Genomic DNA, 25,910 nt, shown 5'->3' with positions numbered 1-25,910 from the left:
ACCCATGACGGACTACTTAGAATTTACTTCACAAATTAAACGCAAAACTGGTATTGATTTAAGCCTATACAAGGAAGTACAGATGAAACGTAGACTGACTGCATTACGGGATAAAAAAGAATGTAAGGATTTTATGAGCTACTTTAATCTATTAAATAGTAATCAAGATGCTATGATGGAGTTTTTAGATCGTGTGACAATTAATGTGACGGAATTCTATCGGAATTTTAGTAGATGGGAAACGTTACAAAAAAAGGTTATTCCTCAATTATTAAAAAATAAGAAAACACTGAAAGTGTGGAGTGCTGCATGTTCAACTGGTGAAGAGCCCTACACGATTGCCATGATTCTAAATCAATTTATGGATTTAAAGGATATTAAAGTATTAGCGACTGATTTAGATGAAAATGTGATGAAACGGGCACAAATCGGTGTGTATCCAGAACGTTCCTTACAAGAAATGCCTGAACCAATAAAAAATAAGTATTTCACTAAAGATGGGAATTCTTATAAAATCGACGATTCTATTAAACGCTGTGTCACCTTTAAAAAGCATAATCTTTTATCAGATTCATATGATAGAGATTTTGATTTAATCGTCTGTCGTAATGTAATGATTTACTTTACTGAGGATGCGAAAGACGAGATATATAAGAAATTTAGTCAGTCCTTAAGGCCTGGTGGTGTATTATTTGTAGGTAGTACGGAACAAATCTTTAATCCTAGCCAATATCAATTTCAAATATTAGATTCTTTTTTCTATCAAAAAGGATGATGGTACAAAAGTCTCACTGCGGTGGGATTTTTTTTGTTTTAAATGAACCGATAAAGATAAAACTCAGAAAAGAAAATGCTTACATTTAAAATTTAATAGTCAAAATTGTATAAAAAGTCTAAAAAGTAACTTTTTCAGATGTTTCCTTGCACACAGAAAGGAAAAGGTATGATATAGTAGTACAAAATTAGATATTAATGGGGGTACAAACATGCGCTACTTAACTGCTGGGGAGTCTCATGGAAAGCAGCTTACAACGATTGTAGAAGGAATTCCTTCACTCATGCCACTCACAAAAGAAGATATAAACGAATCATTGTTAAGACGACAAAAGGGACATGGTAGAGGAAAACGAATGCAAATAGAAAAGGATTTAGTGGACATGGCTGGTGGGGTAAGACATGGTTATACACTAGGTTCACCAATTGCTATGGTTATACATAATGATGATTTCAAGCATTGGGAAGACATTATGGGAGAGGATCCATTTCCGGAAGGAGAACAGATTCGAAGAGTCGTCACAAGACCTAGACCTGGGCATGCCGATTTAAACGGAGCCATTAAATACGGACATCGAGATATACGTAATATTTTAGAACGATCCTCCGCTCGAGAAACAGCAGCAAGGGTTGCAGCAGGAGCTGTTGCCAAAACTTTACTGAAACACTTAGGCATACAAGTAGTTGGCTATGTTAATGAAATTGCTGGTATTAAAGCAGAATCAAATCCAGATCTTTCTATGGAAGAACGTATCCGCATATCTGAAGATTCACCAGTGCGCTGTCTGGATGAACAAGCTGGCAAACAAATGATGGATGCTATTGATAAAGCCAAGAAAGATGGGGATTCGATTGGCGGTGTGGCAGAAGTCTATATTGAAGGAATGCCAGCTGGTGTTGGTTCGTATGTGCATTATGACCGTAAACTAGATGGTCGTATTGCTGGTGCTGTTGCGAGTATTAATGCATTCAAAGGAGTAGAGTTTGGAATTGGTTTTGAAGCGGCTCGTTTGAATGGGAGTCAAGTACATGATGAAATTGGCTGGAATGAGGAAGAAGGTTATTTCCGTCAAACAAATCGATTAGGTGGTTTCGAAGGCGGGATGACCACTGGGATGCCAATTGTAGTAAAAGGTGTTATGAAGCCAATTCCGACTTTATATAAACCATTGCAAAGTGTAGATATCGATTCTAAAGAAGCTTTCAATGCAAGTATCGAGCGTTCCGATTCATGTGCTGTACCTGCAGCGGCAGTAGTGATGGAGCATGTTGTTGCATTTGAAGTTGCGAAGGCGATTCTAGAACAGTTTCCGAATGATCAATTTCCAAAATTGAAAAAAGCAGTAGAGGAATACAGAGAAGAGGTTCGTCGTTTCTAATGGAAGCTTCCGTAACTATTCAAACACGTTCGGGGAGTTATGTAGTGACAGCCGGAACTGGAATTAGAAAGCAAGTTATTAAGTACTTACCGAAATCCTATGAAAGTATTTATATTGTTTCTGATCAAACGGTTGCTGATTTGTACCTAGAAGATATCAAAAAGCAGTTTGCTTCTAATCAAGTTGATTCTTATGTTGTCCCAAGTGGGGAAGCATCTAAAAGCATAGATCAATATTATGAACTTATAACGGATGCTTTAGAAAAGGGACTTAATCGACACAGCTTAGTTATTGCTCTCGGTGGAGGAGTGGTCGGTGATCTAGTTGGTTTTTTTGCTTCTACCTTTATGAGAGGCATTGATTTCGTTCAAATGCCAACTACCATATTAGCACACGATAGTAGTGTCGGTGGGAAGGTAGGTATCAACCATGCTTTAGGCAAAAACTTGATCGGTAGCTTTTATCCACCGGTAGCGGTTATTTATGATGTAGAGACACTTAAATCGTTGCCACTGAGAGAAGTACGGTCTGGATATGCTGAGGTCGTGAAACACGGTTTTTTAGAAGGGGAATCTTTCTTTCGTGATGTCATACGTGCAGATTTAACAAAACCATTAGATGAGAGAACTTTAACGAAGCATCTTTTACAAGGAATACAAGTAAAGGCTGCTGTGGTGGAACGAGATGAAAGGGAATCTTATCACCGTATGTTTTTAAATTTCGGTCATACACTCGGACATGCTCTCGAATCCGAGCTAGGATATGGGACATGGACGCATGGTGAGGCGGTAGCTATTGGCATGTTATTTGCCTTAAAAGTAAGTCAGCGGACCTTCCGTGTGGACCTTCCGTATGAAGCGTATTATGAATGGATAAAGACTAATGGCTACCCTACAGTATTGCCCCCTCTAAAAGCTGAATCATTGATCAACAAGATGAAAAAAGATAAAAAAACAAAAAATAAACAGATACAGATGGTGCTGCTAAAAGCCGTTGGGCACCCAGTCATTCAGCAAATGGAGGAAGAGTTCTTATACAATCAGTTGAAAGACTTTCTCGGAGAGTTGGTGGATTAAAATGATTAGAGGGATACGTGGAGCTACTACTGTACTCCAAAATGAAGCAGATCAAATAATCGAACATACAAGAGCTTTAGTTGAAGAAATGGCAATGAAAAATCAAATCAATCCCGATGATATTGCGTCTGTATTGATTAGTGTTACATCTGATATCACGGCATCCTTCCCCGCAAAAGCACTCCGATTGCTAGATGGGTGGACATACGTACCAGTCATGTGTATGCAAGAAATCGATGTGCCAGGTAGTTTAGAGAAGTGCATCCGCGTCATGATTACGGTCAACACTACAATAGAGCAAAAGGAAATTCAGCATATATATCATCATGGTGCAAAGGTTTTGCGTCCTGATTTGTTACGTTAGGGAGGAGTACGGATAGATGACAAGCAAAGAAGTATTAAAAAGTATGTCCCCATATAAACCGGGGAAGCAAATAGAAGATGTAAAGAAGGAATATGGTTTATCTAGAATCGTGAAATTGGCTTCGAATGAAAATCCATTTGGTTTTTCCAAAAAAGTAAAGGAAGAAATGTCAGAGTGGATGTCCAATTTAGAAATTTACCCAGATGGCTACTCAACGGAACTTCGAATGGCGTTGGCGAAGAAACTTGATGTAGAGCCAGACCAACTTGTATTTGGAGCTGGTTCTGATGAAGTGATTGAAATTATCTGTAATTCTTATTTATACCCAGGAACCAACACTATTATGGCAACACCAACTTTTCCACAATATAAGCACAACGCAGTAATCGAAGGTGCTGAAATTGTAGAAGTTCCTCTAGTGAATGGTTATCACGATGTGAAAACAATGGTGGCAAAAATTAATAAGCAAACTAAAATCATTTGGCTATGTTCTCCCAATAATCCAACAGGTTGCCATATCAACCAAGAAGAGTTTGATTATGTAATGAGCCATTGCCCCTCAGACATACTTGTCGTTTTTGATGAGGCTTATTATGAGTATGTGGATGCGGATGACTATCCAGATACAATAAAGGCTATTGGTCAATATGAAAACTTGATTGTGCTTCGCACGTTTTCAAAAGCTTACGGGTTGGCAGGTTTACGAGTTGGATATGGCGTAGCTAATGAAGCAATTACTAGGGCACTTAACGTTACTCGTGGACCCTTCAATACGACGAGCCTTTCGCAAAAGGCAGCGTTAATTGCTTTACAAGATGAAACATTTCTTCAGGAAACATTTAAGAAAAACCAAGAAAACAAACAAGCGTTTCTTTCTTTTCTAGACAATCTAGGACTTAGCTACGATGACTCTCAAACTAATTTTGTGTTTGTTCATCTTCCTACCACAGGTGATGAAGCTTTTGAATATTTACTCAGTAAAGGCTTTATTGTCCGTTCTGGTGAGGCCTTAGGTCGTTCGAAGGGAATCCGCATAACGATTGGAAAAAAAGAAGATATGGAAGAGTTGCAGTCACACATCCGTGAATTTATAACCTTAAAAGAAGGCGAAACTCATTGAGTAAAACGGTATTTGTTGTTGGATTAGGTCTAATCGGCGGTTCTTTAGCTAAAAACATTAAACAAACGACTACGAACATCGTTATAGGTTTTGATACGAATAGAAAAAGCCTAGAGTTTGCGGAGATGAATGAGATCATTGATTATGCAGTACCTAGCTTCGAGGAAGGTGTGTATGAAGCAGATTATATTATCTTAAGCGCACCTGTATCCATTACGATTTCATATCTAGAAACAATGAAGAATTTGAAACCGAAGAAACAGGTATTGGTTACGGATGTTTCTTCGGTGAAGGCAACTGTAATGGAGGCTGTAAAGGAATGGAATTGTTCTTCCTTTACGTTTATAGGTGGACACCCAATGGCCGGTTCACACAAACGTGGAATTCAAGCTGCAAAAGCACATTTATTTGAAAATGCATTTTACATTTTGACGCCTTCTGAAAAAGCGTCGAATCAAGACGTACATGCTATTAAAGAGTTGTTAGCAGGGACGAAAAGTAAGTTTGTGGTATTACAGCCAAAGGAACATGATGAGATGACGAGTGTCGTCTCTCATTTTCCTCATTTAATTGCATCCTCTCTTGTCCATCAAGCCCGAACGTGGCAACGAACACATACATTTTTACCCAAATTAGCTGCAGGTGGTTTTCGAGACATCACGAGGATTGCATCCAGTAATCCGCAAATGTGGCAAGATATATTCTTTCAAAACCGGTCTAGCATGATACGTCTGTTGGATGATTGGATTAAAGAAATGGCATCCTTAAAATCCCTTCTGGAAAAAGGGGATGAGGAGGCAATGGTATCCTATTTGGAACAAGCAAGAGATTTCCGAGATGGATTAGACGCCAAAGAAAAAGGTGCCATTCCGGCTTTTTACGATTTACTTGTTGATATACGAGACCAAACTGGTGCCTTATTAAACGTTATTTCTTTATTAGCTAGTGAAGACATAAGTATTACTAATATTGAAATTTTGGAAATAAGGGAAGGGATTACAGGAGTTCTTCGTATTAGTTTTGCTGAGCAAAGCCTACAGCATAAAAGTAATGAAATCCTCATTCGTAACGGCTATGAAACTATGATTCAGAACTGAGGTGTTTGGTATGTCAAAAAAAATACTATCTCCAATTACATCTCCTTTAAAGGGACGATTAACGGTACCAGGGGATAAATCAATTTCTCATCGAGCCGTGATCTTTGGTTCTTTAGCGAAAGGTACTACGACGATTACGCATTTCTTAGACGGAGAGGATTGTTTCCGTACGATTGACGCCTTTCGGGCGATGGGAGTGCCAATCCAAGTAGAGGGAGACCATGTAACCATTCAAGGGCATGGTGTTGAAGCGTTACAAGAACCACTTCAACCCCTATACTTAGGGAACTCTGGAACAACAACTAGGCTGCTTTTAGGAGTACTTGCCGGTCTCCCTTTTCATGTCACCGTACACGGGGATAATTCTTTAACGAAACGTCCAATGGACCGTATCGTATCACCATTGAGAAAAATGGGTGCAAGAATCGATGGTCGCGAGGAAGGCAAGTATCTTCCCTTATCTATTAGAGGAGGGAAGTTACATCCTATTCATTATCAGTCACCAGTGAAAAGTGCCCAAGTTAAATCTGGTATTTTGCTTGCTGGTCTTTTGACAGAAGGGGAAACTTCTGTTACAGAATTAGCCTCTACTAGGGATCATACAGAGCTGATGTTGTCAGCTTTTAATGGCTTCATACAAAAAGATGGTTTAACAGCAAGGATTACCGGCAACCAAAACTTAAAGGGTACACATATTGATGTGCCTGGAGATATCTCTTCTGCTGCTTTCTTCCTTGCAGCCGGCGCAATCGTGAAAGGGAGTAAACTAGTTCTTACTGATGTTGGGATTAATCCAACACGAACAGGAATAATCGATGTCCTTCAAAAAATGGGGGCTTCTATACAAGTTGTGAAGCAAAGGGAAGTTGGAGGAGAGCCGGTTGGCGATATTACAATTGAGTATTCCCAGTTACAAGGAGTCGAGTTGGATGGGGATATTATTCCTAGGATTATAGATGAGATCCCGATTATTGCCCTTTTAGCATCACAGGCAAATGGAAAGACGGTAATCCGAGATGCAGAGGAATTAAGGTATAAAGAAACAGATCGTATCGAAGCGGTTGTGAAGACGTTATCGGCACTTGGTGCATCCATTGAAGGAACAGTGGACGGGATGATCATTACTGGTGAACAAACTTTGAAAGGTGCCACCGTTGATTCATTCGGAGACCATCGCATAGGAATGATGATTGCCGTAGCTTCCTTATTGACTAACGAGCCTGTAACCTTAAAAAATAGCGACTGTATTGCAGTTTCTTATCCAACCTTTTTTGATGATTTAAATCTGGTTTTATCGAAATAAACATATTCATGTTCAAGTCCTCATACCTTGTACAAACTCAGATTGGAGTGTGTATAAGGATGGGGGCTTATTACTTTTATAGTGATTATGTATTAGAAGATGGAATGTGGAAATCCAAAAGTGTTCACATTGAAAATGGGTTGTTTACTCGGTCATTTAAGAACATGGAAGGTATTCAAGAAATCCATGTAGAAGATTTTTGGATAGGTCCAGGAAAAGTATATGTAGACATCGAGGAGCCGGTTTTCCATGCTTTGTCACCTGAAACAGTAGCACAAAAATATTTATACCGTGGTTGTACTCTTTTACTATGCCAGCTTCCAATTCGGAGTTCTATTAGCTATAAGAAGAGATTTCGAGCTTTTAAAGAGAATCTGGTCAACCTCCCTATTGATCACATGGTTGTTCCTACGATTCCCGTTCGTATCCTACGTCCCCACCATATTAAATATTTCGGTCGAATGAAAGTACCATTTATTGGGGTAGAATTAGCTTGCTCGGAGGATTTGAATTCTGTTAAGTGGGAATGGATTCGAGAAGCACAACAATTTTCACAGACACCGATTATCCTATTTCGCCGAGATCGTAAAGAGGGATTAGATTCAAAAGAACTTTTTAAGGAGTGGAAAGAACTATGTCGCATACATTCAATTGTTACACTACAGGACCCAGTGCGTGAGTTTCCACTTACTAAACATGCACTTCGTGTAACAGGAATTTCTCCAGGAAAAGGCGAACTAATAGAAAATGGTTGTGCAGATTATAATTTATTTCAACGAGAAAAAGAGCCTATAATTGATGAAGACAGTCATTTTCGATATCATAAGTCTATCCCAATTGTTACAGTGTGTCGGGGACAGGTGGTAAAAGAAAACCATCTAGTTAATACGGAGAAAATGCAGGGAGAATATATGGAAGTATCAATTCCTAGGCATTTCATAGATCGTTAGAAAGGATGGCCTGGAGTGGAAGAAATACACGAAGCAATAGTATTAATGGAACAAAATCAAACAAAAAAAGCGATAGAAAAACTAGAGGCGTATTTACCCTCAGCAAACGAAGAAGAGCGATATACGATAGCGGAATTGTATATGCAGTGGGGAATGCTAGAAGAAGCAAAAGCAATCATAATAGAACTATCTCAACGGTATCCGAATGAAACTGAGCTGAAAATGCTGTTAGGTGAAATCTATATTGATTTAGAGGAAGATGAAGAGGCGATTGACATTTTGAATCAATTTACTCCTGAGGATGAGGAATATATGGAAGCGCTTGTTCAGCTTGCAGATTTATACCAGACACAAGGACTGTTTGAAGTTGCAGAACAAAAGCTTTTAGAAGCGAAACAATTAGATCCTTCAGAAACAGTCATTGATTTAGCATTAGGTGAACTAGCTTTTTCAACGGGAGAGTATTTAAAAGCAATCCCATACTATGAGAAAGTATATCGAAATGAAACCGTTGTTGGAGACATTGAAATTGGATTAAGGCTTGCCGAGGCATATGCTGCAAGTGGTAAATTTGAGGAAGCGTTGACGTTTTATCAAGAAGTGGATAGTGAAAATCCTGAAACATTATTCCGTTTTGGTTTTACGGCCTATCGTGCGGATCGAATAGATATATCAATTCAAGTATGGGAGCAATTAATTCAAAAGGATTCACAATTCCCCTCGGTTTATTACTATTTGGCAAAGGCTTATGAGCAAGAAGGTATGCCTGAAGAGGCGTATGAGACAGCTCGAAAAGGGTTAGACGTTGATGAATTCAATAAAGAGCTGTACCATTATGCAGGTGTACTTGCACATAAACTTGGAAATAGTAAACAAGGGTACGAGCTTGTGAATCAAGCAATTGAGTTAGATTACGGGTTTAAAGAAGCAGTACTATTCTTAGTAGAGAATTATAAGCAGGACCAAGATGAAGATGCTATTGTACAACTTTTAGAACGGGTTATAGAAAACGGAGAAGATGATCAACAATACCGCTGGGAACTTGCTAAAGCATATAGAGAGCTAGAATTGTTTGAAGATGCATTAAAGCAGTACTATGATGCATATACTAACTTCAAAGAAGATTCAGATTTCTTGAAGGAATTTGGTTATTTTTTAGTGGAAGAAGGAAAGCGAGACGAAGCGAAGGAAGTGCTCAGCAAATATCTAGAGGTTGAACCATCAGACTTCGAAGTAGAGGAGTACCTTCATAGACTAGCAGAGTTCTAGAAAATAACGAACTTTCCTTTAAGGTAGGAGGGGGAAATTGTTGAATACATCTGTATCTACAAAAGATAAGAAAGATTTTATAAAATGGTTTCTAAGTAATTATCAATTGAAGCGAAGGGAAAGTGTTTGGATTCTAAATTATTTAATCAATCATGATTCTTTGTTGAAGCATGTTCATTTTATTGCAGAGGCTAGATTTTGTCCTAGAGGGATCATTATTTCTACACATTGTTCGGAAGACATTCCATTTCGATTCTACAAAAACCATATTGTTACAACAGATGCAGAGAAATCGTTTCACGATATACGATTAAATCGTAATGAACCGATTTATATTCAACTAAATTTTAGCAATTCTAATCAATGTCCGGATTATGTTGCAGTATTAGAAGATAATCCCTTCATACCAGAAGGTTATTACATTACAAAAAAGGATAGATCGCTTGCCCAATCTTTTTTAGATGTATCTCTATACCATTTTCAACGAGATCAACTGCGAGAAAAAATTAATCAAGCATTAGATGAGCGAAATCAAGAAGAATTTCTCAAGTTATCAGAAAAGTTAACGGAATTAGAAGCATCGTTTCACCAAACAAAAACTCGAAAGTAATATGGTAGCTAATAACGAATTTCACATTTCCGTGAAGTTCGTTTTTTCTGTTTGAAGAAAGTAAAAACCTCGAATTATCGTTATAATTTTAGTAGAATGGACAGAGACTAACGAAAGGTAGGACGAACTCCATGCAATGGAAAGAATCAGATATCATGCAATACATAGAAGCGAAAGAGTATGTGGACACACTGATTATCCCGTTAATCCCTATGCCATTAGAAAAAGAAGAGGAATTAGTGAAATACGCAGGAATGGCAGAGCTAACGCACTTTGCTGCAATGACAATCGAAAATCAATTCAAAGGCAGAATTTTTCTTTCTCCAAGCTTTCACTATTTCAAATCCACTTCTAAAAAGCTGGATATAACTCTGCTCCAACAATGGATAAAGCAGTATCAACAGCTACCTTTTGACCATGTATTTTTATTTACGTTTGATCATGCATGGAAAAAGGTAGAGAAGGAGTTGGACGGAACGTTACTTTGGCTCCCTGCGGTTGGTGGAAAAATAGAGGAAGCAAGAGCATCCGAGATGATGAAAGAACAACTACACCAAATCATGGATTTAATCCAGTCATACTGGCAAGAATGAAACTGTGTTCCACAAAGATATTTTATTGACCGGACAAACAGTTTACGCTATCATGGTAATGTCCTAGTAAATTATGATAAATCTTACCATGTTCGTTGGATCATCGCATAGAGGGGGGTAAACAATGAGTGATAAGAAACAACAAGTATCCCGTCGCCAATTCTTAAATTATACACTTACTGGTGTAGGTGGTTTCATGGCTGCTGGAATGCTTGCGCCTATGGTTCGATTTGCAATTGATCCTGTACTTCAGCCTACTGCTCAAGGCGATTTTGCAGCAGTTGCTCAAGTAGATGAAATAACTACAGAACCTACTAGAGTAGAGTGGACGATTGATCAGGTTGATGGTTGGTATGAATCAGAAGTAACCAAAACGGCTTGGGTGTACAAACAAGAAGACGGTAGTATTTTAGCGTTATCTCCTGTATGTAAACACCTTGGATGTATTGTAAACTGGGCAGGTAATGAAGAATATCCAGACCAATTCTATTGCCCATGTCACGGAGGAAGATACTACAAAGACGGAGAAAACGTTCCGAATACACCTCCATCAGCTGCATTGGATGTTTATCAACAAAAAGTTAAAGATGGAACCTTATACTTAGGAAAAGCCGAACCGAGAAAGGAGGCGTAATGGATGCTTCAAAAGATTTATGATTGGGTAGATGAACGTGTTGATATTACGCCTTTGTGGCGGGACATTGCGGATCACGAAGTACCAGAACACGTTAACCCAGCCCACCATTTCTCTGCATTTGTATATTGTTTTGGTGGATTAACATTTTTCGTAACGGTTATCCAGATTCTTTCTGGAATGTTCCTTACGATGTACTATGTACCAGACATAGAAAATGCTTGGAGATCTGTTTACTATTTACAATCTTCAGTTGCTCATGGACAAATTGTACGTGGAATGCACCACTGGGGAGCAAGTGTAGTAATCGTTATGTTATTCCTACATACATTACGTGTATTTTTCCAAGGCTCATATAAAAAGCCGCGTGAGTTAAACTGGATGGTCGGAGTATTATTATTCTTTGTTATGCTCGGACTTGGTTTAACAGGATATTTACTACCTTGGGATAACAAAGCTTACTTTGCGACACAAGTAACGTTAGAGATTGCCGAAGGGGTTCCATTCATTGGAACAGAGATAAAGACATTGCTATCGGGTCACCCTGAAATCGTAGGGGCACAAACCTTAACAAGATTCTTTGCAATTCACGTCTTTTTCTTACCAGCTGCACTATTTGCCCTCATGGCAGTTCACTTTATAATGATTCGAAAACAAGGGATTTCAGGTCCACTATAAAATCGAAATGACATCGAAAAGGAGGGAACGCTGTGCATAGGGGAAAAGGGATGAAGTTTGTTGGCGATTCACGTGTGAAAGCTGACAAGGTAAAGTTTATTCCAAAAGATTATTCTGAATACCCGGGTAGAACGGAAGCATTCTGGCCTAACTTCTTGTTAAAAGAATGGCTAGTTGGTGCGGTGTTCTTAGTTGGATTCTTATGTTTAACGCTTGCTCATCCTGCACCGTTAGAAGGAATGGCAGATCCAACGGATGCGGCGTATGTTCCGTTACCAGATTGGTATTTCTTATTCTTATATCAATTCTTAAAATATGAATTTGCCAGTGGACCATATTTTGTTATTGGTGCACTAATAATTCCTGGACTTGCATTTGGTGGATTGTTGCTGGCTCCTTTCTTAGATAAAGGACCACATCGTCGTCCAACCAAAAGACCAATCGCAACTGCTCTTATGCTTGTAGGTATTGTTTCTGTATTCTGGCTTACGTATGAAGCTGCAGAACACGTGGAGTGGGAAAAACGGGCAGAAGAGAATAAACCGGTATGGCCATCTGCAGTTGAAATTGATAAAGAGTCTGAAGGCTATGCACTATATGAGAATAGTTGTTTACAATGTCACGGTGAAAACCTAGAAGGTGGCGGAGCTGCTCCTGCATTAGTAGGGACAGAGAAAACCGTGGAAGAAATTCAAGACATAGCAGTGAATGGTATCAATACGATGCCTGCAGGTGTTTTCAAAGGCTCAGAAGAAGAGCTAACGAAGCTAGCAGAATTTATTAAATCTGTTGGTCAAGAAGAGTAGTAATCGAAACCCTCGTCTTTATGACGAGGGTTTTTATAGCTTAGAAGGATGTGTCCATTTATGTTTCAAAACATTCTATTTAATCGATCGTTTATGATTCTTTTACTAGTTGTAAATGTCTTCGGAACGGTTTATGGCTACATTTGGTATGAAAGTCAACTTGCAATAACACCTCCTCGATTTTTAATATTTGTACCTGATAGCCCTACAGCAAGTTTGTTTTTTTGCATATTTCTGTTTTTATATTTAATTGGGAAAAAGGCTCCCTATGTGGAAGCCCTTGCCATCATTACATTGTTTAAATACGGAACGTGGGCTGTTGTGATGAATGTTTTAACATTGTTTGTCGATGGTGACATTGGATGGCAAGGGTATATGCTAATCGTTTCACACGGTGCAATGGCAATTCAAGGGTTGTTGTATGCGCCACTTTATTCGATTCGCTTGAAACACATAATGGTTGCGGCGATTTGGACGTTACATAATGATGTAATTGATTACGTTTTTGGGATGATGCCTATATATAGTTCATTATCTCTTTACATGAAAGAAATTGGGTATTTTACGTTCTGGCTAAGCATTGCTTCCATTGCTATCGCTTATTTGACTTCTACAAAAAAATCTATCCACATTTCTTATAATCATTAATCGTTGGTCTAAATGGAGCTCTACTATCATACATTTCAAAGAGAATGGATGAAAGTAGGGGTCTCAAATGAAACAGAAAATCGTGGCAGTAATAAGTATTACTTTATTAGTATGGATGGGATCTTACATTTTTCCTGAAAACATACTTGCAGAACATCATTCAAATGTTACGGAGACATTATATGAATACCAACAGTTTGTTAAAGATGGTAGATATCAAGAGGCAGAGTCTGTTCTGAATCGTCATAAAAATCAATTACAAGAGTGGGTTTTGGATCATGCTCCAGAGAAAACGCAAAAACCATTACTTAACATATTAAATGAAAATATAGTAACAATATCAAAGGACTCGGTAATTCCGGCGGATAAACTAAAATCTTCTTATACGTTACTTTTGGCGTTTGATTCCGTAACTAATCCGAATACAGCAATTTGGAAAGATTGGGAATCTGAGCTACAAGGTACAATTAAGTCCGTTTTAGCTCAAGAATCTCCCGTAACCAATGAGCAGTTGAAAGAGATTATGTACAAATGGGATATCATTGCTCCTTCTTTAAAAATGGCCGCAAGTCAAGAGGTTTTCGAAACGTTGGATAAAGCTTATAAGGAAGTTGGAAAAGCTTCCTCAGATGAAGAGAAGTATAAATGGCTCCAAAGTACATACCGGGAGATGAAAGTATTGGATGTTACAACCATGGGGCATAATAAGCAAATGTCAAACTTCTTTATTATGCTTATGATTGTAGGTGGAATTATTACATGTACATTATCATACGTAGCTTGGAAAAAATATATAGGGGAGAAAAAAAAGAGGCATAAGTTAGGTATTTAAGTTGACTAATTCCTTGAATTTGACTAAAATTGACCTTAAGCAAGACAAGGTTATACTAATGGAGGAATGAAACTATGTCACTAGGTGGTTATTTGGTTTACCTAGCTCTTTTGATTGTGATTCCCCTATGGGCTCAATCTAAAGTAAAGAGCACGTACAAGAAGTATTCAAAAGTTGCCACTTCGTCATATATGACTGGCGCTCAAGTTGCGCGGAAGATTTTAGACGATAATGGATTGTACAATGTATCAATAGAAGAAACTAGAGGGATGCTATCCGACCATTATGACCCAAGAAAAAAAGTAGTACGCCTATCATCCGGGAACTACCATGGTCAATCGATGGCAGCGTCTGCTATTGCAGCGCACGAAGTAGGTCACGCTATTCAAGATGCGGAAGCCTATGCATTCTTGCGTTTTAGACATGCTCTGGTTCCAGTAGCAAATCTAGGTTCAAACTTTTCTTTTATTTTGATTCTAGCTGGTATTTTCTTGGGACTAATGAACCTTGTGTTCGTTGGTATTGTATTTATGTCCTTCGCGGTATTGTTCCAGCTCGTAACATTACCTGTAGAGTTTAATGCCTCAAACCGTGCAATGGCACAATTAGTTTCCAGTGGAGTAATTCGCAATAATGAAGAACGAGACACAAAGAAAGTGTTAAATGCAGCTGCTCTAACATACGTTGCCGCTGCGTTAGTTGCCCTTGCAGAATTGGTTCGTTTTATTCTAATGTTCTTAGTACCACAAGATGACTAAATAACAAAAAGACTAAAGCTTGGATGCTTTAGTCTTTTTTTGTTTAATGCGTTATCGGATTTTTATTTTCATCTAACGTAAAACCTTCTCCCAATACATCATGTACGGAAGATACGGCTACAAATGCGTGTGGATCAAGCGAATTGATAATATTTTTTAATCGGAAAATTTCATTTCTACCAACAACGCAATATAACACATCTCTGCTTTCACCTGTATAACGACCTTTCCCTTGCAAAACAGTAACACCGCGATCCATGTCTTGCATAATTTTATCAGCTATTTCGTTGCTTTTACTAGAAATGATGGTGGCTCCACGAGCGGTGTAAGCACCTTCTTGGATAAAGTCGATAACCCGTGCACCGATATAAACCGCAACTAATGTGTACATCCCCTCTTTTAATTCTAGATAGGCGAGAATAGAGGTTGCGATGACAACGGCATCAAACAAGAACATTGTTTTTCCCATACTCCATCCTGCATATTTGTGAACGATTCTTGCGATGATATCTACACCGCCAGTCGTCCCACCATAACGAAAAATAATTCCGAGTCCAATTCCGATTGAAACACCTGCGAACAGAGCAACTAAGGTCATATCTGATTCGAGGTGTAGCTGGTAAGTATGTAATTGAAATATCCAAAGGAAAACAGAAACCGCTAATGTACCTATAATCGTATATAAAAACATGTTTCGACCTAAAAATCTCCAACCGACCGCAAAGGTAGGAATGTTTAACACTATATTAGAGATTGCTGGATCCCATCCCCATAAAAAATAAAATAACAGAGTAATTCCTGTAAATCCACCTTCTCCAAGATTGTTTTGCATGTTAAAGTGAACGATTCCAAAGGAAAAAATAGCGGAACCGAGCAATATAAACAAAATATTTTTTAAACGTAAACCAAAAATCATAGAGCACCTCCTGAGACATTTTCCGTTCTTATTATAGACAAACAATCCATTCCTAACAATCAGATTCTGTTGGAAGTGAATAATTTGTCAAATTCTACACGATTAGCTAACATATAGAAGAAAGTAATGAATGAAGCGAAGAAAAGAGGTTTATGATGATAGAGAAACCGAATCGCATTTATGATACTTATGATATACAAAAAAGAGTGGATGATTACATATCGCAATTTAAGGAGGGCTATTTTTCTCCATTAAGTATGACTGCTCGGTTAACGGAGGAAGTCGGAGAAATTGCTCGCGAAGTGAATCACTATTACGGGGAAAAACCTAAGAAAGAAACAGAAAATGAAAATACAATAGAAGAAGAACTCGGAGATCTTTTATTTGTGATAGCGTCCTTTGCCAACTCACTAAATATTGATTTGTCGGATTCTTTTCATCGTGCGATTACGAAATTTGAAACACGAGATAAAGATAGATGGACAAAGAAGTAGGAGGAAATAGTGATGAACACAGTAAAAATCGTAGTAGCCGGTCCAAGAGGGAAAATGGGTAGTGAAGCATTACGTATGATTCAGAAGCAAGACAACTATGAACTAGTGGCATGTGTAGATAAAAAGAATGGTGGTTGGAAAGTAAAAGATATTGATGGACTTCCACCTTTTGAGGCACGCATTTATGAAGATATGGATGAATGCTTACAGGAAGTAGAGGCAGATGTGTTAATTGACCTTACAGCACCAGAAGTAGGATATAAGCATACAAAGTCTGCATTTGAACATGGCGTACGTCCGGTAGTAGGTACAACAGGCTTTACAACCGACCAATTAGAGGAGCTAACGGACTTGTCGGAACAAAAAGGACTAGGTGCAGTCATTGCACCAAATTTCGCTATTGGAGCTGTTTTAATGATGCAGTTCTCCAAGATGGCAGCAAAATATTTCCCAAATGTCGAAATTATTGAGCGACATCATGATCAAAAATTGGATGCACCTTCTGGTACAGCAGTTAAAACAGCGGAATTAATCCAACAAGTTCGTGAAGAACAATCACAGGGTCATCCAAATGAAAAAGAGACTATTCCAGGAGCAAGAGGGGCAGATTTTGACGGCATGCGTATCCATAGCGTGAGACTTCCAGGTCTAGTTGCCCATCAAGAAGTCGTTTTTGGAGACTTAGGGCAAAACCTAACGATTAAACATGATTCCTTCCATCGGGAATCCTTTATGTCTGGAGTAAAACTAGCAGTGGATCGAGTACTTGAATTAGATGTACTCGTGTATGGGTTGGAGAATTTAATGGAATGAGGGGAGAAGTCATGAATATTGCATTGATTGCTCATGATGAAAAAAAGAAAGAGATGGTCGATTTCACGATTGCGTACAAACATATCTTAAAGGAGCATTCACTTTACGCAACTGGAACAACAGGGAAACGAATCCAAGAAGCAACGAAACTTACCATTCACCGCTTTCGGTCGGGGCCATTGGGCGGGGATCAGCAGATTGGTGCAATGGTGGCAGATAATAAGATGGATATGATTATTTTCCTTCGTGATCCTTTAACTGCACAACCACATGAACCAGATGTTACAGCACTTATCCGATTATGCGACGTGTATCAAGTACCTCTTGCTACAAACATGGGAACGGCAGAAATTTTTATTCGCGGATTACACGAAGGTTTGCTTCAATGGAGAGAAGTAATCGATGGTAAAGGTGAGGACAAGAAATGAAGCGAATTGGTATTACTTGTTATCCATCTGTTGGTGGTTCGGGCGTCATTGCCACAGAGCTTGGGAAAATGCTAGCAGCTCATGGATACCAAGTTCACTTTATAACATCAAGTATTCCATTTCGCTTGAACGGGGCAGACCCTAATATTTTTTTCCACGAAGTGGAAGTGAATCATTATCCCGTTTTTCAATACCCACCTTATGATTTGGCCCTCGCTAATAAGATGGCAGAGGTTATTGATGCTGAAAAATTGGATGTTCTACATGTTCATTATGCAATGCCACACGCTATTTGTGCGATTCTAGCCAAACAAATGGCAAAAAGGGATATAAAAATCGTAACAACACTACACGGAACGGATATTACCGTTCTCGGTATTGATAAAAGTCTAAAAAGAATGATAAAACACGGTATTGAACAGTCAGATGTTGTGACTGCGGTTTCGCATAGTCTAGTCAAACAAACAAAGGATATGTTGGACGTTGAAAAAGACATTCAAGTAGTCTATAACTTTGTAGATGAATCTGAATACCACGTCAAGGCAGATCGTGATTTATGGAAAAGCAAATATGATATCAAACCAAATGAAAAAGTACTTATACATATTTCTAATTTTCGTAAAGTAAAAAGAGTAGAAGATGTCATTTATGCCTTTCAGAGGATTGCCGATCAAATTCCATCTAAGCTGTTACTTGTTGGTGATGGACCGGACTATTCCGAAATTCGGCAGCTTGTTCACACGTTAGGATTAACCGATCGTGTATTGTTTTTAGGTAGACAAAATAATGTCGCAAATATACTGTCCATGGCGGACCTCAAGTTATTACTTTCAGAAAAAGAAAGCTTTGGTCTTGTATTACTAGAGGCGATGGCTTGCGGGGTTCCTTGTATCGGGTCAAATGCAGGTGGTATCCCTGAAGTAATTGAGGACGGTAAAAATGGCTTTATTACGGAGATAGGCAATATTGATCAAGTAGTAGAACGATCGATCCAGCTTTTAACCGACTCTGGCTTGCATCAAACATTCGCTGAGAACGGGTTAAAAAAAGTGAGAGATGAGTTTCATTCTACCTTTATTCTGCAGCAATATATACAAACATACGAGTCCTAAAGGGGCGTTTCTTGATGAGTACCAGCTTTCAGAAAGGGAAACAAATTATTCAACGCTTAAAGGAATCTGGATATGATGCTTACTTTGTAGGTGGATATGTGCGTGATTTCTTATTAGAAAGAGAGACCAATGATATTGACATTGCAACTTCCGCAACACCAGATGAAGTTAAAACCGTCTTTCCAAAAGTAATTCCTGTTGGAATAGAGCATGGTACTGTCATAGTCCGAATAGACGGGGAATCTTTTGAGGTAACCACATTTCGAGAAGAAAGTAATTATACGGACTTCAGACATCCAGATCGGGTAAAATTTGTAACAAATATCGAACAAGACTTGTCACGACGTGATTTTACGATGAATGCGATTGCTATGGATGATAGAGGAACCCTTATTGATCCTTTCCATGGAATCGAGGATTTAAGAAGCAAATCCATTTGTACGGTTAGAGATCCTGCATTACGATTTCAAGAGGATCCGTTACGGATTATGCGTGCTGTACGATTTGTTAGTCATTTAGGATTTTCTATAGAACGGAATACGAAACAAGCAATGGAAGAATACGGATCGCTCCTCGCAAAAATTTCGATTGAACGAGTTGTTCAAGAACTAGAAAAGCTGTTTTCTGGTTTGTTTGTCAAAAAAGCTATTTTCGATTTCTGGGAAACAGACCTTATGAACCAAATCCCTATCATGAAAGATAGTGAACCAATACAAGAAAGAGTACGAATGCTTCGTATTCCACTAGGAAATATTACAGAAATCGTTGCATTTTGTGGACTTGTCGATTCTACACATTCAGTTCGCAGAATAGTAGAAGAGTGGAAGCTCTCAAGACAAATTCGCGCCGAAGCAGATCACCTCGTATCCGCGATTAACTCTTATAAAAATAGTGGGGTAAACGATTGGATGATTTACCGATTGCCTTCGCACTTGGACCAGAGCTTAATCAGATTGGTAGAAGTAATCATGGACGATAAAATACCAAATGAAATCATTCGAGTCATACGAAATCAATTACCGATAGCAGAGCGAAAACAGCTTACAATTAACGGTGTGGATGTTGCTAAATGGTTTCCAAACAAGCCAAAAGGACCTTGGTTAGGACAATGGATGGAAGCAATTGAGCATGCAATCGTCACTAGAAAGATACCAAATGAAAAATCCAAAATAAAGGAGTGGGTGGCAAGTCATGGAGAACACCCGCCAACAAATCATTAATTTATTAGAAGAAGCAAACGAACAATATATTTCCGGGCAACAAATCTCAAATTGCTTACAAATCTCTCGAACAGCTGTGTGGAAGCATATAAAGGAATTGGAAAAGGATGGTTATAAGATTGAAGCTGTTGCGAAAAAGGGGTATAAAATTTTAGAAGCACCTAACAAGCTAAGTGCAAATACCATTCAATGGGGACTACATACGAATTGGCTTGGGAAACATGTGATTCATAAAACATCCATTCCCTCTACTCAAACACTAGCGCAAAAACTGGCATTCGAAGGGGCTGATCATGGTACGGTTGTGATAGCTGACGAGCAAACAGCGGGGAAGGGTCGTTTAAATCGAGCTTGGTTTTCTCCTAATCAAGGCATATGGATGAGTATTATTTTACGCCCATCCTTTCTTCCGCTTCAAGCTTCACAGCTTACATTACTAACCGCAACGATCTTGGCGAAATCGGTAGAGGAAGTGACTGGTCTGACGCCTTCAATTAAGTGGCCTAATGATTTGTTGATACAGGATCGAAAGGTAGCTGGAATCCTAACAGAAATGCAATCAGAACATGATCACATTCAATATCTCATTATTGGAATAGGAATGAACGTTAACCAGAACGAGAAGGATTTTCCTGAAGAGCTTCATTCTAAAGCAACTAGTATTCAAATTGAGTCCGGCAAGGAATGGGACATGCGAATCATCATCCAAGCAGTGTTACAGCACTTTGAGAAACAATACGATCACTATTTGCAAAAAGGATTCTCCACTGTGAAGGAAATTTGGGAAGAGTATGGGTATAAAATCGGGGAAGTAGTTACACTTAGAACGACGCAAGAGGAAAAGCAGGTTACTTTAATCGGATTACAAGAGGATGGTAGCTTACTAATCGAAGACTCAGGGACACGACATCCGTTATATTCTGGTGAAATTATTTGGTGAAGGAGCATGGGGATGAAAACAAATTTACAATTTCAAAAAATGAAGCAAGATAATGAAAAAATAACCATGATAACGGCATATGATTATCCATCTGCCTTGATTGCCCAACAAGCTGAAGTCGATATGATTTTGGTAGGAGATTCACTCGGTATGGTTGTTTTAGGCTATGACTCCACGGTACAAGTTACGGTCGAGGATATGATTCACCATGGGAAAGCAGTCACCAGAGCCGCAACGAATACGTTCGTCGTCGTTGACATGCCATTTATGTCTTACCATATTTCCATCGAGGAGTCATTACGAAATGCAAGAAGCATATTTCAACAAACGAAGGCCCAAGCGTTGAAAATAGAAGGAGCATCCGATGACGTACTATCTTTAACTAGAAAGCTTACGGATGCTGGTATTCCAGTAGTCTCTCATATCGGATTAACGCCGCAATCCGTCCACGTTCTAGGCGGCTTTAAAGTTCAAGGAAAAGATAAGGAAGCAGCGGAAAAGCTAGTAAAAGACGCACAAGCACTTCAAGCTCACGGCGCAATGGCTATTGTACTGGAATGCGTTCCGAAAGAATTAGCAAAAATCATTTCAGAACGTGTTCAAATTCCAACCATCGGAATTGGTGCAGGATTAGATTGTGACGGTCAAGTACTGGTGTATCATGATATTTTACAGTATGGAGTGAATCGTTTGCCAAAATTCGTAAAGCCTTATACAGATATATCAACTCCAATTAAGAAAGCAATTGAGATGTATGTGAAGGAAGTGAAGCAGGACGAATTTCCAACTGAGAAATTTTCCTATACGATGAATGAGGAGTTTTTGAAGGATTTATAACAGGAGGCAATAGAGATGGACATCGTCCGTAGTATAAAAGAGATAAATGAGAAAGTGGAGTCTTTTAAGAGGCAAGGGAAAACCATCGGTTTCGTTCCTACAATGGGATATCTCCATGAAGGTCATCAGCATTTAATGAAAACAGCAGGAGAGCAAAATGATGTAGTGATTGTTAGTATATTTGTCAATCCGCTACAATTTGGTCCAAATGAGGATTTCGATCGTTATCCAAGAGATGAGGAGCGAGACAAAAGGATAGCCATTCAGGAGAAAGTTGACCTTTTATTTATGCCTTCAGTAGAAGAGATGTACCCTAAGGATGCATCTATTCAAATGACAGTTCAAAGTCGTAATGATGTATTGTGTGGAAAGAAAAGACCGGGACATTTTAATGGCGTAGTTACCGTCTTAACTAAACTATTCCATTTGACACAACCTACTAGATGTTATTTCGGCTTAAAAGATGCACAACAAGTTGCCGTCATCGACAGCCTTGTTCAAGATTTAAATTTTCCAATAGACATTATTGCTGTCCCAACGGTACGGGAAGAAGATGGATTAGCAAAAAGTAGTCGTAATGTGTATTTAAGTACTAAAGAAAGAGAGGAAGCTCCTAGTCTGTATCAAGCTTTAGAAGCTGGTAGAAAACTAGTAGTTGACGGGGAACGAAATCCTGATACAATTGTTAAGGGTGTAGAACATTATATTCAAACACGTACAAGTGGTAAGATAGATTATGTAGAGCTTTTATCCTATCCGGAACTTGAACCGGTAAATCAAATTGATGGACAGGTTATCTTAGCAACTGCTGTTTATTTTGAAAAGGCTCGACTTATTGACAACGTCATATTCCAAAGGGAAGGAATTAAATCTGACGTTACATTAGGGGGATAACGATATGCTACGCACCATGATGAAATCGAAAATTCATCGAGCACGTGTCACCGAAGCCAATCTTAATTACGTTGGAAGTATTACAATTGACCAAGACATTATCGATCAAGTCGGTATATTACCTCATGAGAAAGTACAAATCGTCAACAATAACAATGGTGCTCGCTTAGAGACATACGTCATCGCTGGCGAAAGAGGTTCAGGGGTCGTTTGTTTGAACGGTGCTGCTGCTCGTTTAGTTCAAAAAGAAGATATAGTTATTATCGTTTCTTATGCTATGGTTTCAGATGAAGAATTAAAGACCTTTAAACCAAAAGTAGCCTTAATGAATGAGGATAATACAATCGCGGAAATTATAGAAGAAGAGCCGCCATTAACAATTTTATAATAAGGTGGAGAAAACTCTTATCAACTTGATAAGAGTTTTCCTTTAGGCATAAAAGATGGTTGGACTACATTTATATATTCTAATCGTATAAAATAACGAATAGGACGGAAGATGGAGGTGAGCACGTTGAACCGATTCGTGGTACTTGATTTAGAAACAACTGGACATTCACCGAATAAAGGCGACAGAATTATTGAAATAGGTATTGTCGTGGTGGAAAACGAAGAAGTAGTAGAAGAGTTTTCAAGCTTCATTAATCCTCACACTTCCATTCCTAGCTTTATATCTAATTTAACAGGCATTACAGAGTCCCATGTGAAAGATGCACCGGACTTCGCGGACATTGCCCATGAAATTATACATATGTTTGAGGATGCTTATATCGTCGCTCATAATGTCCCTTTTGACTTAGGTTTCTTAAATGCAGAATTACAAGCAAATGGTTTCTCAGCGTTACATTATACCTGTTATTGATACAGTTGAATTAGCACGCATATTATTACCGCAGGCTCCTGGCTATAAATTAGGTCAGTTAGCGGAGTTTTTTTCGTTTATGCACGATAACCCTCACCGTGCTTTTTCCGATGCGCTTGCGACAGCGGAATTGCTAAACACACTTCTTTCGAAAATGAATGGCTTACCATATGAAACATTAAGTCATTTGTTGGATTTCGAACCAATGTTAAAAAGTGACCTAGCACTACTTCTTCAAACCAGAATGGATGAACTTGCTTTTGTAGAAGATACAGAATCGGATGTAGAAATTTTTCGCGGAATTGCTTTACGAAAATTGGAAACAGCAGATTCCGACGAATCAAAAGATGTAAGTGTTTCATTTGGAGAAATGTTGGATTTGCTTTATGAGGAGCCTAATGGAATTAAGAGATATCTTCCGAATTTTGAATCTCGACAAGGACAAAGGGAAATGTCTGAGTTAGTATTCGACGCCTTTCAATCACAAACGCACGGTTTGGTTGAAGCGGAGACGGGCACAGGAAAATCTTTGGCGTATTTGATTCCGGCTATTTATCATGCGGTATCTACTCGGAAAAGGGTTGTTATTAGTACGCATCTTACACAATTACAGACTCAGTTGTTGGAGAAGGAAATTCCACTCCTAACACAATCGCTTCCCTTTCCTTTCGAAGTGGCTTTACTAAAAGGAAAACAGCATTATTTAAGCTTAAAAAGATTTGAAGCAGAGCTGAATAATAAGGATTATGATAATTACGATTTGACCTTAACCAAGGCCATCCTTCTCGTTTGGCTTACAGAAACGAAAACAGGGGATCTTGATGAAATACAACTTCCGACTAGTGGGAAGCAGTTTTTGCTTAAAGTTTCGACAGAAGCGGAGAGGGTGCTAGATCAAAGCTCTCCGTGGTATTCTAGATCGTTCTATCAGAGGGCAAGAATAAAAGCACAAAAAGCAAATATTATTATTACGAATCATTCTTTATTATGTACCGATATGACAAATGAGAGTTACCTATTGCCAGCATACCAATATGCAATATTAGATGAGGCACATCACCTTGAATCTACAGCATCTAAGCATTTTGGCGCGAAATTGGATTACTTTTCCATTCAGTACTTACTTAAGCAAATCCATGTATCAGGGCAAGAAGCGACTTGGTTAGATAAAGCCTCATCCGCACACCATTCCCTATCAGACATCCTTAGAAAATTCGAGTGGGAGCGATTGTGGAATGACGCGATGAATGAAACAGATGATTTATTTCGTACTATTTTCACTATGATTGATCAGCTTAAAAAACAAGTAGCAATTAATGATATTGGGCGGTTTCAATATAGACTTGACCATGTAGATACGAATGTAGATAACTGGACAACCGTCAACGATATGGCCATGAGACTTTCCTTTCAGCTGCGTGATATGATTCACGTATTACTCGAAGGAAAAAAACAAATTCAAGATCAGCCATACATAGATGAAACCTTGGAGGATTTTTCTTATTATGTAGAAAGAATCCAGCTCATTATAGACGAGTTAGAATTCTTTTTTCTAACTTCGGACCCATTGCAAGTAAAATGGGTGGAAATTGAGGCATTTGGTGCTAGAAATGCCGTATTTCTTTATAGTGAGCCCGTAGATGTATCCTCTTTACTTTGGCATCATTTTTTTGAAGAGAAAAAGAGTGTCATTTTAACAAGTGCAACCTTAACAATGAAGCAATCCTTTGACTTTATGAAGAAGCGTATAGGGTTATCTAATCAGAACGTAATGGAAAAGAAAATTCAATCTCCATATGCATATGAAAAACAAGTTCAAGTTATGGTTCCGAAGGACTTTCCTTCCGTTCAATATGGAAAAACAGAGGACTATATTCTTTCTGTTTGTGAAGCAATCTACTCCATGGCAGAGATAACCGAAGGTAGGATGCTTGTGCTTTTCACTTCATATGACATGCTTAAGAAGTCCTATCAACTGCTAAGAGAAATGAATGATGAAAATCATTTCGTTTTAATCGCACAAGGGATTTCTAGCGGAAGCCGATCTAGATTAAAGAAAAATTTTCAATTAAATGATCGAGCTATCTTATTAGGAACGAGCTCATTCTGGGAAGGTGTGGACATTCCAGGTAATGATTTGAGTTGTTTGTTTATTGTTCGATTACCCTTTCAACCACCAGATCATCCAAGTTATGAAGCAAAAGCAGAATTTCTCAAGAGCGAAGGGAAAAACCCGTTTATGGACCTAGCCTTACCGAATGCAGTAATTCGATTCAAACAAGGATTTGGCCGCTTAATTCGATCTAGCACGGATAGAGGTATTGTGTTCATTTGTGATGACCGAATTATGAAAACAAAGTATGGGAAATATTTTGTGGAATCTATTCCATCTGTTCCTATTTCCTATAGCTCTACCTTTGATTTACTGCAAAAAGCTGAAGAGTGGTTATGATACGATTCTTATTTTTACATATCCTATATGGAGTGACGTATAAACTCTCCG

29 protein-coding genes are annotated in these 25,910 nt (G+C 38.6%); 28 read left to right on the top strand and 1 reads right to left on the bottom strand.

Annotation, left to right across the window (positions count from 1 at the left end; all coding sequences use genetic code 11):
• The first annotated feature begins 4 nt into the window (after nt 1-4).
• The 17 genes from FN924_RS09855 to FN924_RS09775 all read left to right on the top strand — a co-directional run bounded on the left by FN924_RS09855 (nt 5) and on the right by FN924_RS09775 (nt 14,891).
• A complete protein-coding gene (locus FN924_RS09855; protein WP_143894059.1) occupies nt 5-775 on the top strand; it encodes a CheR family methyltransferase in 771 nt (256 codons plus the stop codon).
• 211 nt (nt 776-986) lie between these two features.
• The gene (aroC, locus tag FN924_RS09850; RefSeq protein ID WP_143894057.1) at nt 987-2,153 is read left to right on the top strand and encodes a chorismate synthase; all 1,167 of its coding nucleotides are present in this window, start codon (nt 987-989) and stop codon (nt 2,151-2,153) included.
• Between the two features lie 44 nt (nt 2,154-2,197).
• On the top strand, nt 2,198-3,229 hold the full coding sequence (aroB, locus tag FN924_RS09845) for a 3-dehydroquinate synthase (RefSeq protein ID WP_267128987.1): 1,032 nt from the start codon (nt 2,198-2,200) through the stop codon (nt 3,227-3,229).
• Between the two features lies 1 nt (nt 3,230).
• Nucleotides 3,231-3,593, top strand: coding sequence for a chorismate mutase (gene aroH / locus FN924_RS09840; protein WP_143894053.1), 363 nt, complete (start codon nt 3,231-3,233; stop codon nt 3,591-3,593).
• A gap of 16 nt (nt 3,594-3,609) precedes the next feature.
• Nucleotides 3,610-4,713, top strand: a complete 1,104-nt coding sequence (gene hisC / locus FN924_RS09835; RefSeq protein WP_143894051.1) for a histidinol-phosphate transaminase — start codon at nt 3,610-3,612, stop codon at nt 4,711-4,713.
• Nucleotides 4,710-5,810 (top strand): prephenate dehydrogenase, encoded by a 1,101-nt coding sequence (locus FN924_RS09830; RefSeq protein ID WP_143894049.1) that lies wholly within the window; start codon nt 4,710-4,712, stop codon nt 5,808-5,810. Before hisC ends, FN924_RS09830 begins: the two co-directional genes overlap by 4 nt.
• 10 nt (nt 5,811-5,820) lie before the next feature.
• Nucleotides 5,821-7,113, top strand: coding sequence for a 3-phosphoshikimate 1-carboxyvinyltransferase (gene aroA / locus FN924_RS09825; protein WP_143894047.1), 1,293 nt, complete (start codon nt 5,821-5,823; stop codon nt 7,111-7,113).
• 59 nt (nt 7,114-7,172) lie between these two features.
• Nucleotides 7,173-8,063, top strand: coding sequence for a hypothetical protein (locus FN924_RS09820; RefSeq protein WP_143894046.1), 891 nt, complete (start codon nt 7,173-7,175; stop codon nt 8,061-8,063).
• Between the two features lie 15 nt (nt 8,064-8,078).
• Nucleotides 8,079-9,332, top strand: coding sequence for a tetratricopeptide repeat protein (locus FN924_RS09815; RefSeq protein WP_143894043.1), 1,254 nt, complete (start codon nt 8,079-8,081; stop codon nt 9,330-9,332).
• A 40-nt stretch (nt 9,333-9,372) separates the two neighbouring features.
• Nucleotides 9,373-9,942, top strand: a complete 570-nt coding sequence (locus FN924_RS09810) for a ReoY family proteolytic degradation factor (protein WP_143894041.1) — start codon at nt 9,373-9,375, stop codon at nt 9,940-9,942.
• A 131-nt stretch (nt 9,943-10,073) separates the two neighbouring features.
• Nucleotides 10,074-10,535, top strand: coding sequence for a DUF2487 family protein (locus tag FN924_RS09805; protein WP_143894039.1), 462 nt, complete (start codon nt 10,074-10,076; stop codon nt 10,533-10,535).
• A gap of 124 nt (nt 10,536-10,659) precedes the next feature.
• Nucleotides 10,660-11,169, top strand: a complete 510-nt coding sequence (locus FN924_RS09800; RefSeq protein WP_143894037.1) for a Rieske (2Fe-2S) protein — start codon at nt 10,660-10,662, stop codon at nt 11,167-11,169.
• Nucleotides 11,170-11,172: 3 nt separating this feature from the next.
• The gene (gene qcrB / locus FN924_RS09795) at nt 11,173-11,847 is read left to right on the top strand and encodes a menaquinol-cytochrome c reductase cytochrome b subunit (protein WP_143894035.1); all 675 of its coding nucleotides are present in this window, start codon (nt 11,173-11,175) and stop codon (nt 11,845-11,847) included.
• Between the two features lie 32 nt (nt 11,848-11,879).
• Nucleotides 11,880-12,653, top strand: a complete 774-nt coding sequence (locus tag FN924_RS09790; RefSeq protein ID WP_143894033.1) for a menaquinol-cytochrome c reductase cytochrome b/c subunit — start codon at nt 11,880-11,882, stop codon at nt 12,651-12,653.
• Between the two features lie 60 nt (nt 12,654-12,713).
• Nucleotides 12,714-13,301 carry a lipoprotein heptaprenylglyceryl N-acetyltransferase LhaT gene (lhaT, locus tag FN924_RS09785; protein ID WP_143894031.1) on the top strand — a complete coding sequence of 196 codons (588 nt, stop codon included), beginning with the start codon at nt 12,714-12,716 and terminating at the stop codon, nt 13,299-13,301.
• Between the two features lie 67 nt (nt 13,302-13,368).
• Nucleotides 13,369-14,133, top strand: a complete 765-nt coding sequence (locus tag FN924_RS09780; RefSeq protein ID WP_143894029.1) for a sporulation protein YpjB — start codon at nt 13,369-13,371, stop codon at nt 14,131-14,133.
• A gap of 74 nt (nt 14,134-14,207) precedes the next feature.
• On the top strand, nt 14,208-14,891 hold the full coding sequence (locus tag FN924_RS09775) for a zinc metallopeptidase (RefSeq protein WP_143894027.1): 684 nt from the start codon (nt 14,208-14,210) through the stop codon (nt 14,889-14,891).
• Between the two features lie 43 nt (nt 14,892-14,934).
• On the opposite strand, the gene FN924_RS09770 is transcribed toward FN924_RS09775, so the two are convergent.
• Nucleotides 14,935-15,807 carry a YitT family protein gene (locus FN924_RS09770; protein ID WP_143894025.1) on the bottom strand — a complete coding sequence of 291 codons (873 nt, stop codon included), beginning with the start codon at nt 15,805-15,807 and terminating at the stop codon, nt 14,935-14,937.
• Between the two features lie 152 nt (nt 15,808-15,959).
• On the opposite strand from FN924_RS09770, the gene FN924_RS09765 reads away from it, so the two are divergent.
• From FN924_RS09765 to dinG, 11 genes are all read left to right on the top strand, one after another.
• Nucleotides 15,960-16,301: a nucleotide pyrophosphohydrolase gene (locus tag FN924_RS09765; RefSeq protein WP_143894023.1), complete on the top strand. Its 342-nt coding sequence runs from the start codon at nt 15,960-15,962 to the stop codon at nt 16,299-16,301.
• A 12-nt stretch (nt 16,302-16,313) separates the two neighbouring features.
• Nucleotides 16,314-17,114 carry a 4-hydroxy-tetrahydrodipicolinate reductase gene (gene dapB / locus FN924_RS09760; RefSeq protein WP_143894021.1) on the top strand — a complete coding sequence of 267 codons (801 nt, stop codon included), beginning with the start codon at nt 16,314-16,316 and terminating at the stop codon, nt 17,112-17,114.
• Nucleotides 17,115-17,125: 11 nt separating this feature from the next.
• Entirely contained in the window at nt 17,126-17,542 is a 417-nt protein-coding gene (gene mgsA / locus FN924_RS09755) for a methylglyoxal synthase (protein WP_143894019.1), read from the top strand.
• Nucleotides 17,539-18,654 (top strand): N-acetyl-alpha-D-glucosaminyl L-malate synthase BshA, encoded by a 1,116-nt coding sequence (bshA, locus tag FN924_RS09750; RefSeq protein ID WP_143894017.1) that lies wholly within the window; start codon nt 17,539-17,541, stop codon nt 18,652-18,654. The genes mgsA and bshA overlap by 4 nt, the downstream gene beginning before the upstream one ends.
• A 14-nt stretch (nt 18,655-18,668) precedes the next feature.
• On the top strand, nt 18,669-19,874 hold the full coding sequence (locus FN924_RS09745) for a CCA tRNA nucleotidyltransferase (protein WP_143894015.1): 1,206 nt from the start codon (nt 18,669-18,671) through the stop codon (nt 19,872-19,874).
• Entirely contained in the window at nt 19,846-20,814 is a 969-nt protein-coding gene (locus tag FN924_RS09740) for a biotin--[acetyl-CoA-carboxylase] ligase (RefSeq protein ID WP_143894013.1), read from the top strand. The genes FN924_RS09745 and FN924_RS09740 overlap by 29 nt, the downstream gene beginning before the upstream one ends.
• Nucleotides 20,815-20,826: 12 nt before the next feature.
• Nucleotides 20,827-21,651 carry a 3-methyl-2-oxobutanoate hydroxymethyltransferase gene (gene panB, locus FN924_RS09735; protein WP_143894012.1) on the top strand — a complete coding sequence of 275 codons (825 nt, stop codon included), beginning with the start codon at nt 20,827-20,829 and terminating at the stop codon, nt 21,649-21,651.
• Nucleotides 21,652-21,666: 15 nt separating this feature from the next.
• Nucleotides 21,667-22,545 (top strand): pantoate--beta-alanine ligase, encoded by an 879-nt coding sequence (gene panC / locus FN924_RS09730; RefSeq protein ID WP_143894010.1) that lies wholly within the window; start codon nt 21,667-21,669, stop codon nt 22,543-22,545.
• Nucleotides 22,546-22,549: 4 nt separating this feature from the next.
• On the top strand, nt 22,550-22,933 hold the full coding sequence (panD, locus tag FN924_RS09725; protein ID WP_143894008.1) for an aspartate 1-decarboxylase: 384 nt from the start codon (nt 22,550-22,552) through the stop codon (nt 22,931-22,933).
• Between the two features lie 126 nt (nt 22,934-23,059).
• The gene (locus FN924_RS19540; protein ID WP_267128986.1) at nt 23,060-23,407 is read left to right on the top strand and encodes an exonuclease domain-containing protein; all 348 of its coding nucleotides are present in this window, start codon (nt 23,060-23,062) and stop codon (nt 23,405-23,407) included.
• Nucleotides 23,355-25,859, top strand: coding sequence for an ATP-dependent DNA helicase DinG (dinG, locus tag FN924_RS09720; RefSeq protein ID WP_267128985.1), 2,505 nt, complete (start codon nt 23,355-23,357; stop codon nt 25,857-25,859). Before FN924_RS19540 ends, dinG begins: the two co-directional genes overlap by 53 nt.
• Nucleotides 25,860-25,910: the final 51 nt, after the last annotated feature.

Origin of the sequence: Radiobacillus deserti (assembly GCF_007301515.1) — a bacterium.
In the GTDB taxonomy this organism is placed as follows: Bacteria; Bacillota; Bacilli; order Bacillales; family Amphibacillaceae; genus Radiobacillus; species Radiobacillus deserti.
Note: the sequence above shows the minus strand (reverse complement) of the source record. Positions and strands in the feature narration are given on the sequence as shown.

Bases quoted from the DNA above. Each gene is read 5' to 3' on its own strand.
- FN924_RS09855 (WP_143894059.1), top strand. From the start codon at position 5: ATGACGGACTACTTAGAATTTACTTCACAAATTAAACGCAAAACTGGT.
- aroC (WP_143894057.1), top strand. From the start codon at position 987: ATGCGCTACTTAACTGCTGGGGAGTCTCATGGAAAGCAGCTTACAACG.
- aroH (WP_143894053.1), top strand. From the start codon at position 3,231: ATGATTAGAGGGATACGTGGAGCTACTACTGTACTCCAAAATGAAGCA.
- hisC (WP_143894051.1), top strand. From the start codon at position 3,610: ATGACAAGCAAAGAAGTATTAAAAAGTATGTCCCCATATAAACCGGGG.
- aroA (WP_143894047.1), top strand. From the start codon at position 5,821: ATGTCAAAAAAAATACTATCTCCAATTACATCTCCTTTAAAGGGACGA.
- FN924_RS09820 (WP_143894046.1), top strand. From the start codon at position 7,173: ATGGGGGCTTATTACTTTTATAGTGATTATGTATTAGAAGATGGAATG.
- FN924_RS09805 (WP_143894039.1), top strand. From the start codon at position 10,074: ATGCAATGGAAAGAATCAGATATCATGCAATACATAGAAGCGAAAGAG.
- FN924_RS09800 (WP_143894037.1), top strand. From the start codon at position 10,660: ATGAGTGATAAGAAACAACAAGTATCCCGTCGCCAATTCTTAAATTAT.
- qcrB (WP_143894035.1), top strand. From the start codon at position 11,173: ATGCTTCAAAAGATTTATGATTGGGTAGATGAACGTGTTGATATTACG.
- lhaT (WP_143894031.1), top strand. From the start codon at position 12,714: ATGTTTCAAAACATTCTATTTAATCGATCGTTTATGATTCTTTTACTA.
- FN924_RS09780 (WP_143894029.1), top strand. From the start codon at position 13,369: ATGAAACAGAAAATCGTGGCAGTAATAAGTATTACTTTATTAGTATGG.
- FN924_RS09775 (WP_143894027.1), top strand. From the start codon at position 14,208: ATGTCACTAGGTGGTTATTTGGTTTACCTAGCTCTTTTGATTGTGATT.
- FN924_RS09770 (WP_143894025.1), bottom strand. From the start codon at position 15,807: ATGATTTTTGGTTTACGTTTAAAAAATATTTTGTTTATATTGCTCGGT.
- FN924_RS09765 (WP_143894023.1), top strand. From the start codon at position 15,960: ATGATGATAGAGAAACCGAATCGCATTTATGATACTTATGATATACAA.
- dapB (WP_143894021.1), top strand. From the start codon at position 16,314: ATGAACACAGTAAAAATCGTAGTAGCCGGTCCAAGAGGGAAAATGGGT.
- mgsA (WP_143894019.1), top strand. From the start codon at position 17,126: ATGAATATTGCATTGATTGCTCATGATGAAAAAAAGAAAGAGATGGTC.
- bshA (WP_143894017.1), top strand. From the start codon at position 17,539: ATGAAGCGAATTGGTATTACTTGTTATCCATCTGTTGGTGGTTCGGGC.
- FN924_RS09745 (WP_143894015.1), top strand. From the start codon at position 18,669: ATGAGTACCAGCTTTCAGAAAGGGAAACAAATTATTCAACGCTTAAAG.
- FN924_RS09740 (WP_143894013.1), top strand. From the start codon at position 19,846: ATGGAGAACACCCGCCAACAAATCATTAATTTATTAGAAGAAGCAAAC.
- panB (WP_143894012.1), top strand. From the start codon at position 20,827: ATGAAAACAAATTTACAATTTCAAAAAATGAAGCAAGATAATGAAAAA.
- panC (WP_143894010.1), top strand. From the start codon at position 21,667: ATGGACATCGTCCGTAGTATAAAAGAGATAAATGAGAAAGTGGAGTCT.
- panD (WP_143894008.1), top strand. From the start codon at position 22,550: ATGCTACGCACCATGATGAAATCGAAAATTCATCGAGCACGTGTCACC.
- dinG (WP_267128985.1), top strand. From the start codon at position 23,355: ATGCAGAATTACAAGCAAATGGTTTCTCAGCGTTACATTATACCTGTT.